Origin of the sequence: Pseudomonas sp. IT-P74, assembly GCF_949768175.1 — a bacterium.
In the GTDB taxonomy this organism is placed as follows: domain Bacteria; phylum Pseudomonadota; class Gammaproteobacteria; order Pseudomonadales; family Pseudomonadaceae; genus Aquipseudomonas.
Genome location: NZ_CATKQD010000010.1, coordinates 47,176 through 60,673, shown reverse-complemented (window position 1 = coordinate 60,673; position 13,498 = coordinate 47,176). Strand labels below are relative to the sequence as shown.

Sequence of the window (13,498 nt, the reverse complement as noted above, 5' to 3'; positions counted from 1 at the left end):
TTATTCCTGATCCAGGTCGGCGCTTTTCTGCGCGATGGCCATGGCCGTGAGGATTTTTCTGTAGCCGGTGAATTCGTTGCGCGCATGCACGCTGAGGATGTTGTCGAGCAGGACCACGTCGCCCTTCTCCCAGGCGAACTCGACCATCACCTCGCGGTAGATGCCTTGCAGGTGGCGAATCACATCCTCGGGAATCGGCGAGCCGTCGCCGAAGAAGGTGTTTTGTGGCAGGTCCTGCGGGCCGAATTCACGCAGCAGGTTGTCGCGGATGCTGTCCGGCAGGGTCAGTGCGTTGAAGAAGGTGCCGTGGTTGAACCAGATGCGCTCGCCGCTCAGTGGATGGCGCACGATGGCCGGGCCGTTCTGCCGGGTGCGCAGGCGGTTGCCCGGTTTCCATTCGGCCTGGATGCCGATTTTTGCGCAGTAGGCCTCGACTTCTGCGCGGTCCTCGCTCTGGAACACCGTCTGCCATGGCAGGCCCATGCCGTCGCCGTAGTTGCGCACGTACATGATGCGTTTGCGGGTAAATTCTTCGCGCACCGCCGGGTCGATCCGCGCGAGGATCCGGCGGGTATCGCCAAAGGGGGTTTCACCGCCGGTGGTCGACGGCGTGTCGCAGTAGAAATACAGGTGACGCGGGAACACCGGCGAATACGAGTGTTCGTTGTGCGGGAAAATTTTCTCCGCCGCCGGGTAATCGGTGGAGCTGTAGATCTTGAACTGGCCGCTGATCTGGGTCCGTGGCGAGGCGCGGAACAGGTACTCCAGGGCGCCGCCGGAAATCCCGTCGACGCAACGGTTGAACTCGCCGATATCGGCCACCTGGAAGCCACGGAACAGGATCACCGCGTGTTCCAGCAGCTTGCTTTCGATCAGCGCGCGATTCTGGCTCGCCCATTCCACCAGGCTCACGCCGGACACGGCCGGACGGCACACCAGCGGCATGCTGAGGCCTTCGAACATCGGCGCAAAACTCACCAGCCGCGTCGGATCGGTGGACAGGCTTTTGCGGGCACCACGGCCCATCCTGGGCATGGACTTGGTCGTTGAAACGGTCATAAACCCCTCCAGAAAATGTTGACGGCGGCGCTCAAGGGCGCCGCCGACTGAATCAGTCCGCTGCGGTTTGCCGCTCCGGCGCGCCACGGTTCGCCGAGCGACGCTTGATCGCCATGGCACCGCCGAGCAGGGCCTTGCGTTGCTCGTTCACGCGCGCATCGGCAAGGCGTTGCACATCAGCCGCCAGGTCCAGCAACTCACCGACCTGCACCCCGTCAGCGCGTATCAGCGCTTCGAGCACCGCCCGGATCTGTTCGAACAAAGACTCCAGCGTGCTCGGCAGGTACTGGCCCACCGGCGTTTCGAAACTCAAGTGAATGTGCTCGGCATCGTTGTAGAACGCAGCGACCATGCCGATCTCGGCGGCCTGGCGCCCGGACGGGAAGTCCTCGACCTGCAGGCCCTCCATCGACGGCAGGCGACCGACGCCTTCCTGGTAGATCAGCTTGATGTCGAACAGCGGCGAACGACCGGCCCGGCGCGGCAGGCGCAAGGCTTCCACCAGACGCTCGAACGGCAGGTCCTGATGGTCCGAAGCCTCCAGCACCGCCCGGCGACAGGCCTCCAGCAACTGTGCCGCCGACTGCTCGGCATCGACCTCCACTTGCAGTACTAATTGGTTAACGAAGAAGCCGACCATTTCTTCAAGCTCGGCTTGATTTCGGTTGGCGATATCGGTGCCGATGCGCACCCGACTGACCTTGGTACGCTGGCGCAGGACCAGGGTGAAACCGGCCAGCAGCAGCATGAACAGCGACAAATCGCGTTGCTGGGCAAAGTCGCGCAACTGCCGGCTGAGTTCGTCGCTGAAGGTGAAATGGGCACTGGCACCCTCTTGCGCCGTGCGCCGGTCGCCATCGGCGGGCAACTCCAGCACCGCCTGTGGCTCGGCAAGGCGCTGCTGCCAGTAGTCGAGCTGGCGTTGCAACTCACCGCCCTGCTCCAGCCACTGGCGCTGCCATTTGGCGAAGTCGGCGTACTGCACGCTGTGCGCCGGCAGTTGCGGGGTCTGGCCACGGTTGAGGGTTGGATACAGCGTGATGAATTCATTGATCAGCACGCGGAACGACCAGTCATCGGCGACGATGTGATGCACCGTCAGCAACAGCACACGCTGATCATCCGCGACCCGCAGCACCCGCACCCGCAGCAACGGACCGTGGCGCAGGTCGAATGGTCGGGCGACTTCCTCGCGGGCCAGTTGCTGCGCTTCGACGTCCGGTGCTGGCCGATGCCGCAGGTCGCTGGCCTCGAAGCTCAACGGCAACTGCCCGTGGACCCGCTGCCAGGTCTGGCCGTCTTCCTCGTAGAAGGTGGTGCGCAATACTGCATGACGCTGCACCAGGGTTTCGAAGGTCTGGCGCAGGGCGTCGAGATTCAGTTCGCCCCGCAGGCGCAAGGCACCCGGCATGTTGTACATCGAACTGTCCGGCTCCAGGTTCCACAGGAACCACAGGCGCTGCTGGGCAAAGGACAACGGCTGGCGCTCGCCAGAGGTGTCCGCCACCAGCGCCGGGCGTTCACAGCTGTGTTGCAGCGCCTGCACCTGAGCGGCGAAATCCTCGAGGCGCGGATGCTCGAACAGGCTGCGCAGGCTCACCGACAGGCCCAGGCGCTGGCGGATCTGCGAGACGATCTGCGTCGCGAGCAACGAATGCCCGCCCAATTCGAAGAAGCTGTTTTCCCGGTCGACGCGATTGACCCGCAACACCTGCCGCCAAATCTGCGCCAGTTCGATTTCCAGTGCGCCTTGCGGGGCGCTGCCGAGTTCGGCCTCCCAGACCTGCGGGGCCGGCAACGCGGCGCGGTCGAGTTTGCCGTTGCGGTTGAGCGGCAACGCCGCCAGCAACACCAGTTGCGCCGGCAGCATGTAGTCCGGCAGGCGTTCGCCCAGAGCGCGACGCACGGTGTCGGTGAGTTGACGCGCATCCGCCGGCAGCCGCTCGGCATCGGCCGGCACCACATAGCCGATCAATTGCTTGCCGCCAACGCCTTCGTGCACCAGCACTGCGGCTTCGCTGATCATCGGCAGGCCTTGCAGGTGCGCTTCCAGCTCACCCAGCTCGACGCGGAAACCGCGAATTTTCACCTGGTGATCGATGCGCCCCAGGTATTCCAGCGCGCCGTCTTCGCGATAACGCGCCAGGTCGCCACTGCGGTACAGCCGCGCACCCGGTGTGGCGGAAAACGGATCGGCGATGAAGCGCTCGGCGCTCAAGCCCGGTCGCTGGTGATAGCGCTGGGCAAGGCCGGCGTCGCCGCCGATGCACAATTCGCCGACGCAACCGGTCGGCAGCAGATGGCCCTCGCTGTCCAGCACATACAGTGCGCGACCCGGCAGCGCTTTACCGATGGGTACGCCGATGTGGTTGCGGGTATCGGCCAGCGTGCATGCGTGGGTACTGGACACCACCGTGGCTTCGGTCGGCCCGTAGGTGTTGAGCAGGCGCACATCGCCCAAACCGGCGGCGTGCCACAGCTTCAGGCCTTCCAGCGACATGGCTTCGCCGCCGACGTGGACCTGGCGCAAACGCCCCTTGTCCCGCTGCGATTGCGCGGCCCACTCCTGAGCCAGCAGGAACCAGTACGCCGCCGGCAAATCCGCCAGGGTCACGCCCTGTTCGATGATCTGGCGATAGAGGGTGTCGGTGTCCCACAGCTCATCGCCGCGCATCACCAGCGCCGCACCCACGCACAATGGCGGGTAGCACTGCTCGACAAAGCCGTCGAAGCTGAACGTGGCGAACTGCAACACGCGGTCTTGCGCGGTGAGTTGTGAATAGTCCGACGCAATCACGCAAAACTCGCGCAGTGCGGCATGGGCCAGGCACACGCCTTTCGGCCGTCCGGTGGAGCCGGAGGTGTAGATCAGGTAGGCGAGGTCTTCGGCGCTGGCGAGGTTGACCGGGTTGTCGGTGCAATACCCCGCGTCTGCGCCAGGCTCCAGCGCCAGGCGTGGCAAACCTTGCGGCAGCGCTACATCGGCCAGCAGGCCCGGTTGCGCCAGCAGCAGGTCGATGCCGCTGTCTTCGATCATGTAGGCCAGGCGCTCGGCCGGGTAATCCGGGTCGAGCGGCACATACCCGGCGCCGGACTTGAGGATCGCCATCAGGCTGACGATCATCTGCGCATTGCGCCGCACCGACAGGCCAACCCGCTGCCCCGGCGCCACACCCTGGGCGCGCAGGCGATGGGCGAGCTGGTTGGCTTGCGCATTGAGTTGGGCGTAGGTCAGGCGCTCGTCACCGACCATCACCGCCAGCGCATCGGGGGTGCGGGCCGCTTGTTGCTCGAAGCGCTGATGGGCCAGCAACGGGCTATCGATTGACGGCGCAGGCGGACGGGAAAATGCCAGTATGTTTGCTTGGGCCTCAGGATCCAGCAGGCTGATCGCGCCCAGTGCTTGTTGGGGCTGTGCGACGAACTGCTCCAGCACCTGCAACAGGCTGGCGCCCAACTGACTGATCTGCGCTGCACTGAACCGGGTGCGGTCGAAACTGAAATCCAGACGCAGGCTGACGCCGACTTCGATGCCCAGGGTCAGCGGGTAACTGGTGATTTCGTGATTGCGCAGCGTGCCGAAGGTCAGGCCTGCCGGTGCGCCCTGCTTGAGGGCTTCGGCCACCGGGAAGTTCTCGAACACCAGCAGGCTGTCGAACAGCGCCCCCTGTTGCCCTGCCCAGCCCTGAATGTCGTACAGCGGCACATGCTCGAACTCGCGCAGGCTCAGGTTCAGGGCTTGCAGGTCGTTGAGCCACTGGGCCACCGACTGCCCGGCCTGCGGCGCGGCGATGATCGGCAAGGTGTTGATGAACAGCCCCAACTGCTGCTCGATGCCAGGCAATGGCGCGGAACGCCCGGCAATCGTTGCGCCGAAGGCCACGCAGGATTGGCCGGTGTAGCGCTGCAACAGCAGGCCCCAGGCGCCTTGCAACAAGGTGTTGAGGGTGATTTTCTGCTGGCGGGCGAAATCGCTCAGGCGCTGTAGCGCGGCGCTTTCAAGGGTCAATTGATGTTCGCCCATGCCGCGCCCATCGGCGGGCGTCGGCAAGGCTTGCGCCAGCAGCGTCGGCGTTTCCAGCGGCGCCAGCGCCTGCTTCCAGAACTGCTCGGCGGGCAGCAGCGGCTGCTGTTGAATCCAGCCGAGGTAGTCGCGGTATTGCCCCAACGGCCTGGCCAAGGTCTGGCCGGCATAGTGCTGGATCACTTCACCGAGCAACTGGGCGTTGCTCCAGCCGTCCATGAGGATGTGGTGGCTGGTATGGATCAAGTGCCAGTCTTCACTGCCCCGACGCACCAGCAGCAGGCGGAACAACGGCGCGGTGCCGAGTTCAAAGCCACGGCTGCGCTCCTCGGCGGCCAGTGCATCGAGGTCGATGTCGGCCGCTTCGATCACTTGCAGTTGCAGGTCGATCTGGCGATGAATCACCTGATGCGCGCACTCAAGCCCCAGCCAGTGGAAGCTGCTGCGCAGGATGTCATGCCGGTTGATCGCCGCCTGCCAGGCCCGGCCGAACGCCGCCAGTTCCAGGCCGTGGATGTCCAGGCGCAATTGATTGATGTAGGCCTCGGCCTGGGGTTCGTACAGGGTGTGGAACAGCATGCCCTGCTGCATCGGCGTCAGCGGGTAAACGTCCTCGATGGCCGGCGCCGCAACAGGCAAGGCATCGAGTTGTGCCTGGGTGATGCGCGCCAGCGGGAAGTCCGACGGCGTGACCTGGCCTGCCGCTGTCGTGCAGCAATGTTCGATCAGCATCTTGAGTTCTTCGGTGTAGGCGTCGGCCAGTCGTTGCACGGTGGACTCGGCAAACATTTCACGGCTGAAACCCCATTGCAGCGAGAGCTGCCCGCCATACACCTGGCCTTCCACGGCCAGCCAGTTGGCTAGCGGCGCATCGTCGCCCTGGGCCTGGCCACCGCTTTCCGGGGCCGGGACCAACAGCGCGGCGTCGTCGAACTGACGGTCGAACTGCCCCAGGTAGTTGAAGGTGATCCGAGGCGTCGGCAGGTCTTGCAGGGCCTGACGCTGTGCCGGTTCACCGAGATAACGCAGCAAGCCGTAGCCCAGGCCTTTGCCGGGAATGGCGCGCAGTTGTTCCTTGATCGACTTGATCGAATTCGCCGCCCCGGCTTCGGGTTGCAGGCGCAACGGAAACAGGCTGGTGAACCAGCCGACGGTACGGCTCAGGTCGATGTCGTCGCCCAGCTCTTCGCGGCCGTGGCCTTCCAGCTGGATCAACGTCGAGCCCTGCCCGCTCCAGCGGCAGATGACCCGCGCCAGCGCCGTGAGCAACAGATCATTGACCTGGGTGCGATAGGCCGCCGGGGCCTGTTGCAGCAACAGGCGGGTCAGCTCGGCGTCCAATATCGACTCGATCTTGTGCCCGTGGCGCTGCTGCAAGCTGCCCTGGGGGTTGTCACACGGCAGGTCCCGGGCATCCGCCAGTTGCGACTGCCAGTACGGCATTTGCCCAGGCACGGTGCCAGCATACTGTTGCAGGTGCGCGGCCCAGGTTTGGTAGGCGCTGGTTTTCTCAGGCAGCGCCACTTGCCGGTAAGCCTGTTGCAAATCTTCGAGCAACACCCGCCACGACACCCCGTCCACTGCCAGGTGATGGACCACCAGCAGCAGGCGGTGACTGCCATCGTCGAGGCTGACCAGCAAGGCACGCAGCAGCGGCCCGTTTGCCAGATCGAGACTGCGTTGCGCCTCATCGCACAGGGCGGTCAAGGCATCGGTCGAAGACGCCTGACGCTGCCACAATCCAGCTGATTCGACTGGCGCTGCGTGGTGCTGTTGCCAGCCTTCGGCACCTTCGACGAAGCGCAGGCGCAAGGCGTCGTGGTGGTTGATGACGGTAACCAACGCCTGTTCCAACGTCTCAGGATTCAACGCTTCCCGGGGCGTCAGCAGCAGCGACTGATTCCAGTGCCGACGCTGGGCGATGGCCTGTTCGAAGAAGTAATGCTGCGCCGGAGTCAGGCTCACTTCGCCGCTGACCGGGCCTTGATCGACAGTGCTGCGGCTGTCGAACACCGCGACCAATGCCAGGCTGCGCACGGTCTGGTACTGGAACAGGTCGCGGGGGCTGAGGCGAATGCCAGCCTGACGGGCGCGGCTGACCACCTGAATGGAAATGATCGAGTCGCCGCCAAGCTCGAAGAAATTGTCTTCAAGCCCCACGCGTTCCAGGTCCAAAACGTCCTGCCAGATCTGCGCCAACGCGGTCTGCATTGCATCTTGCGGTGCGACGAATGCCTGTTGCGGCACGGCGTCGGGTGGCGGCAAGGCCTTGCGGTCAAGCTTGCCGTTGGCGGTCACCGGCAAGGCATCCAGCGGCATCAGGTAGGTGGGCACCATGTATTCCGGCAGGCCGCCGAGCAGCCAGGCCTTGAGGGTTTGTGGCCACTGCTCATCGGCATCGGGATTTTCCAGCACCAGATACGCCACCAGCTGCTTGCCACCCTGCACCAACACCACGGCCTCGCGCACCAGGGCATGCTGCATCAGGCGGGTTTCGATCTCCCCCAGCTCGATGCGCAGGCCACGCAATTTGACTTGATGGTCGAGGCGCCCGAGGTATTCGATCACCCCATCGGCACGCTGGCGCACGCGGTCGCCGGTGCGGTACAAGCGCGCGCCGTCATGGAAGGGGCACGGCACGAACCGCTCGGCGCTGAGCGCCGGACGCCGGTGATAACTGCGCGCCAGACCGGCACCGCCGAGGTACAACTCCCCCGCCACGCCAGCCGGAACCGGCAGCAATTGCGCATCCAGCACATGGGTGCGCAGGTTGGCGATGGGCCGGCCGATGGGCACGCTGTCGGCGCCTTCGTCGATGCAGGTCCAGTGGGTGACGTCGATGGCCGCTTCGGTCGGGCCATACAGGTTGTACAAGCCTGCGCCCGGCAGTTTTTTGAACACCTGCAATTGGGCATCCAGCGGCAAGGCTTCACCGCTGCAGACGATGCGCTTGAGGCCGGTACAAGCCTCGACACCCGGCTCGTGGATGAACGCCTGGAGCATCGACGGCACAAAGTGCAGCGTGCTGATGCGGTAGTCAGTGATGAGGCGGATCAACTGCGCCGGTTCACGATGCGCCCCCGGCGGCGCCACCACCAGGCGCGCGCCGGTCATCAGCGGCCAGAAAAACTCCCACACCGACACATCGAAACTGAACGGGGTTTTCTGCAGTACCGAGTCGCTGCCATCCAGCCCGTAAGCCTGCTGCATCCAGCACAGGCGGTTGACCAGCGCCGCGTGACTGTTGCCAGCGCCCTTCGGCTTGCCGGTGGAGCCGGAGGTGTAGATCACATAGGCCAGGTTCAACGGATGCACTTCAACCAGCGGGCAGGTCTCGCTGTAGCCGTCGAGCCAATCCTGCTCCTGATCCAGGGCGATGACCTTGACGCCATCGGCAGGCAGTGCGCCGATCAAGGTGCTTTGGCTGAGCAGCAAGCCAATCGCGCTGTCTTCGATCATGTAGGCCAGGCGTTCGGCCGGGTACTCAGGGTCCAGCGGTACGTAGGCACCACCGGCCTTGTGAATCGCCAGCAGGCCAATGACCATTTCCAGCGAACGCTCGACGCAGATGCCCACCAGCACATCCGGGCCAACACCCTGCTCGCGCAAGCAGTGCGCCAGTTGATTGCTGCGGGCGTCGAGTTGCGCGTAGCTGAGCTGACGTTCGCCAAACACCAGCGCCGGCGCGCCGGGGGTGCGGCGGGCCTGGGCCTGGATCAACTGGTGCATGCACTGTTCGACCGGATAGACCTCGGCGGTGCGGTTCCAGTCTTGCACCAGCACTTGCTGCTCAGCTGCCGTCAGCATCGGCAACTCGCCGATTTTTTGCGTCGAATCGTCGACTATCGCTTGCAACAGGCGCGTCCAGTGCCCGGCCATGCGTGCAATGGTATCGGCCTCGAACAGGTCACTGGCGTAGGTCAGCGCGGCGTGCAGCTTGCCGCCCTTCTCCCAGGTGTCGAGGGTCAGGTCGAACTGGGTGGTGCAGCTTTGCCAGTCGATACTGCCCAGCTCCAGGCCGGACGCGGTGCCGACCGACGCCATGTCGGCCACGTGCGGCTGGTGGTTGTACATCGCCTGGAATAAAGGCGTGTGGCTGAGGCTGCGTTCCAGTTTCAGCGCTTCGACCAGGCGCTCGAACGGCAGGTCTTGATGGGCCTGAGCGCCAAGGGCGGTTTCCTTGATGGTGCGCAGCAGGTCATCAACCCGGGTCTGGCCGTCCAGTTGCGTGCGCAGCACCTGGGTGTTGACGAAGAAGCCGATCAAGCCTTCGATTTCCGCGCGATTGCGGTTGGCGATGGGCACGCCGACGCGGATGTCGGTTTGCCCGGTGTAGCGATGCAGCAACGTGTTGAAGGCGCCGAGCAACAGCATGAACAGGGTGATGTTGTGTTTCTGCGCGGTGCTGCGCAGTTGCTCGGCCAGTTGCGCCTCCACCGCGAATTCGTAGCGGGTGCCGCGATAGCTCGGCATCGCCGGGCGCGAATGATCCAGGGGCAATTCCAGCACCGGGTGTTCGTCACCCAATTGCGCCTGCCAGTACGCCAGTTGCCGCGCCTGCTCGCCCGCCTCCAGCCAGCGGCGCTGCCACAGGGCGTAGTCGCTGTACTGGATCGGCAACGCTGGCAGTTGCGGCTGTGCGCCCGCATCGAAGGCGTCGTAGCAGCGGATGAATTCGTCGATCAGCACGTTCATCGACCAGCCGTCGGACACTATGTGGTGCAGGGTCAACAGCAGGACATGTTCCTGCTCGGCGAGCTTGAGCAAGGTCACCCGCAGCAGCGGACCGGTCGACAGATCGAACGGCAGTACCGATTGCTGTTCGGCGGTTTCAGCCACTGCACCTTCGCGCTCATTGGCAGGCAATGCGCTGAAGTCCACCTGTTCGATCCGCAGCGGCGCAGCGGCCGGCACTTGCTGCAAGCTGTCATCGGCCTGACGGGCGAACACCGTGCGCAGGGTTTCATGCCGCGCCACCAGGCTGGCGAATGCCTGTTCCAGCGCCGACAGGTTCAGGCGCCCGGTCAGCCGTACTGCGCCCGGCAGGTTGTACGCACCGCTGTGGGGATCCAGTTGCCAGAGAAACCACATGCGTTGCTGGGCGTACGACAGCGCTTGGCGATCCTCGGCCTCGATGCCGGCCGGAATCGGGAAACGGGCGAAATCCACGCCCTCCCTGTGCAAGGCCGCAAGGAACATCTGGCGCTTTTCCAGGGGCAACCCGATAAACCGGCGAGCAAGTTTCAAGGAGTCTTGAGCATTCATCTATCGGCATCCGCATCAGTAGGCAGCAGGCGCAAAGGCGCGTCGTGCCTATAAAACGAATGCAGGCGGGAAAAATTAGCGGATCAGGCGGGAGGTGAAATGCGCAATACAGAACAATGAAAAAACCTGTAGGAGCGAGCCTGCTCGCGATAGCGGCGGGTCAGACACATTCAAGTTGAATGTGATGCCGCCATCGCGAGCAGGCTCGCTCCTACAAGGTGTGCGGTGATGCATGAATCGGATCAGCCCACTGCTTTCAACCCATGCCGTCGATGATGCACCTCAAGCTGATCCTTGATCACCCGCAGCACCTTGGCTTCTTGCTCATGGATGAAGAAGTGCCCACCCGCCAGCATGTCCACCGAAAAGCTGCCACGGGTTTCCTGGCTCCAGCCGATCAACTGTTCGGCGGTGGCGCGGTCGGTTTTGCCGCCGAGCACGTGCACCGGGCACTTGAGTAACGGGCGCTGCACTGGTTCGAAACGCCCGCAGAGCAGGAAGTCCGCACGCAGCACCGGCAGGGTCAGGCTCATCAACTCTTCGTTGGCCAGGATCTCTTCGCTGGTGCCGTTGAGGGTGCGCAGTTGCTCGATCAGTTCGGCGTCGCTTTTAGGCTGGGCAAAGCCTCGGTCGTATTCGGCGCGCATCGTAGGCGCGGCGGTGCCCGAGGCGAACAGCGCTACCGGCTCCGGGCAACCCAGCGAGCGAAACGCATGGGCCATCTCGCAGGCCAGCAGCGCGCCCATGCTGTGCCCGAACAACGCGTACGGCGCCTTCAGCGTGGCTTTTTGTTCCTGGGCCAATTGCAGCGCCAGGCGGCGCATGTCGGTGTGCAAGGGCTCGCCATATCGTGCGCCACGCCCCGGCAGTTCCACCGGTTGCAGCCTGAGCCACTCCGGCAATTTGCGCCGCCAGCGGCTATAGACCATGGCACTCGCGCCCGAATAGGGCAGGCACAGCAATGTCAGCGGGGTCACCGGGATTTCCTCGAGAGTTGTCTGTAAAGAGAACGGATGAGGTGTAGTCGGAATTAGCCGGATTGCGATCCCTTGTAGGAGCGAGCCTGCTCGCGATAGCAGTGTGTCAGGCAATAATGATGTCGACTGATAGTCCGCTATCGCGAGCAGGCTCGCTCCCACAAGGGACTGTGTACACCGATCAACTGTGGGAGCCTGCTCGCGATGGGGCCAGAACAGACAACTCACACCTCTCGCCGAATGAACTCTCGCCCACCCAAACCAGTCAGCTATTTAGGCCCCCGGTTCCCGGAGTATCGCGACAATGGTCGATCCCCCTGAACGCCAACGCCCCATCGACGCCCACGGCATCATCGGCGACATGCGCAGCGCGGCGCTGGTCAACGACAAGGGCAGCGTGGATTTTTTCTGCTGGCCGGAGTTCGACAGCCCGTCGATCTTCTGCTCGCTGCTGGACACCCCCGAGGCCGGGACTTTCCAGTTGTCACCGGACTTGCCCGACGCCCGCCGAGAGCAAATCTACCTGCCCGACACCAATGTACTGCTGACCCGCTGGCTCAGCGACCGCGCCGTGGTCGAGGTCACCGACCTGCTGCCCGTCGGCGACACCGAGGATGACCTGCCGCTGCTGATGCGGAGGATCCGTGTGGTCAGCGGCCGCGCCACCTTCCACATGCGTTGCGCCGTGCGCCATGACTACGCCCGCGCCCCCACTCGCGCACGCCAGAATAAACAGGATGTGATTTTTGAGGCTTTCGGCCAACCGACTCTGCGGCTCTCTTCGGATCAGGCATTGCGCATCGACGCAAATGTGGCGGTCGCCGAGTTCACCCTCGAACAGGACCAGACCGGTCAGTTCCTGCTCGGCGCCCTCGACGATCCGCGCTTCAAGGAAGGCGCGGCGCAATTGTGCCTGGAGCGCACCCTGAAGTTCTGGCGCGACTGGATCGGCCAGTCTAACTACCGCGGCCGCTGGCGCGAAATGGTCAACCGCTCGGCCCTGGCGATGAAGCTGCTGACCTCGCGCAAACACGGCGCCATTCTCGCCGCCGCCACTTTCGGCCTGCCGGAAAGCCCGGGTGGCGCACGCAACTGGGACTATCGCTTCACCTGGATCCGCGACGCCTCGTTCACCGTCTATGCATTCATGCGCCTGGGCTTCGTCGAAGAAGCCAACGCCTACATGCGCTGGTTGCGCGGGCGGATCAGCGACTGTCAGGGCACGCCGATGAAACTCAATATCCTGTATGCCATCGACGGTCGCCAGGAGCTGCCGGAGATCGAGCTGGCGCACCTGTCCGGGCATGGTGGCGCTCAACCGGTGCGCATCGGCAATCAGGCCTATGAACAGATTCAGCTCGATATCTTTGGCGAGCTGATGGACGCGATTTACCTGGTCAACAAATACGGCGAAGCCATCTCCCATGAAGGCTGGAAGCATACGGTGGAGGTGGTCGATCAAGTCTGTGAAACCTGGGAACAAAAGGATGTCGGCATCTGGGAAATGCGCGGCGGGCAATACCATTTCCTGCATTCACGGCTGATGTGCTGGGTCGCCCTGGACCGCGCCATCCGCCTCGCCTCAAAACGTTCGCTGCCGGCACCCTTCGCGCGTTGGGACCAGACCCGCCAGGCGATCTACGCCGACATCTGGGACAACTTCTGGAATGAAGAGCGAGGGCATTTCGTCCAGCACATCGGCGGCACCGGCCTGGACGGTTCGATGCTGCTGATGCCACTGGTGCGTTTCGTCAGCGCCCGCGACCCACGCTGGCTATCGACCCTGCAAGCCATCGAAAAGAGCCTGGTGCGCGACGGCATGATCTACCGCTACCGCAACGACGACTGCCAGATCGACGGCCTGCCCGGCAGCGAAGGCGCCTTCGCCGCGTGCTCGTTCTGGTACGTCGAATGCCTGGCCCGCGCCGGCCAGCTCGACAAGGCTCACCTGGAGTTCGAACAACTGCTCAGGTACGCCAACCCGCTGGGGTTGTATGCCGAAGAGTTCGACAGCCATGGGCGGCACATGGGCAACACGCCGCAGGCATTGACGCATCTGGCGCTGATCAGTGCGGCGTGTTTTCTGGATCGGAGGTTGAGTGGGGAGAAGGTTGTTTGGCAGCCGTGAGGTTTGATGGTCCCACCCAATAAACGCGTTAGCCGGAAACGCTTT

The 13,498-nt window shown here is 63.9% G+C and carries 4 protein-coding genes; 1 reads left to right on the top strand and 3 read right to left on the bottom strand.

Going from position 1 to position 13,498, the window contains the following annotated elements; all coding sequences use genetic code 11:
* The 3 genes from ACM6J5_RS08525 to ACM6J5_RS08515 form a co-directional block, all read right to left on the bottom strand.
* On the bottom strand, positions 1-1,059 hold the full coding sequence (locus ACM6J5_RS08525) for a TauD/TfdA family dioxygenase (RefSeq protein ID WP_095942525.1): 1,059 nt from the start codon (positions 1,057-1,059) through the stop codon (positions 1-3).
* A 52-nt stretch (positions 1,060-1,111) separates the two neighbouring features.
* Positions 1,112-10,348, bottom strand: coding sequence for an amino acid adenylation domain-containing protein (locus tag ACM6J5_RS08520; RefSeq protein WP_414928185.1), 9,237 nt, complete (start codon positions 10,346-10,348; stop codon positions 1,112-1,114).
* Positions 10,349-10,590: 242 nt separating this feature from the next.
* Entirely contained in the window at positions 10,591-11,325 is a 735-nt protein-coding gene (locus ACM6J5_RS08515) for a thioesterase II family protein (RefSeq protein ID WP_095942523.1), read from the bottom strand.
* A 304-nt stretch (positions 11,326-11,629) separates the two neighbouring features.
* Between ACM6J5_RS08515 and ACM6J5_RS08510 the strand changes: the two genes are divergently transcribed.
* Entirely contained in the window at positions 11,630-13,453 is a 1,824-nt protein-coding gene (locus ACM6J5_RS08510) for a glycoside hydrolase family 15 protein (protein ID WP_414928184.1), read from the top strand.
* Positions 13,454-13,498 lie beyond the last annotated feature (45 nt).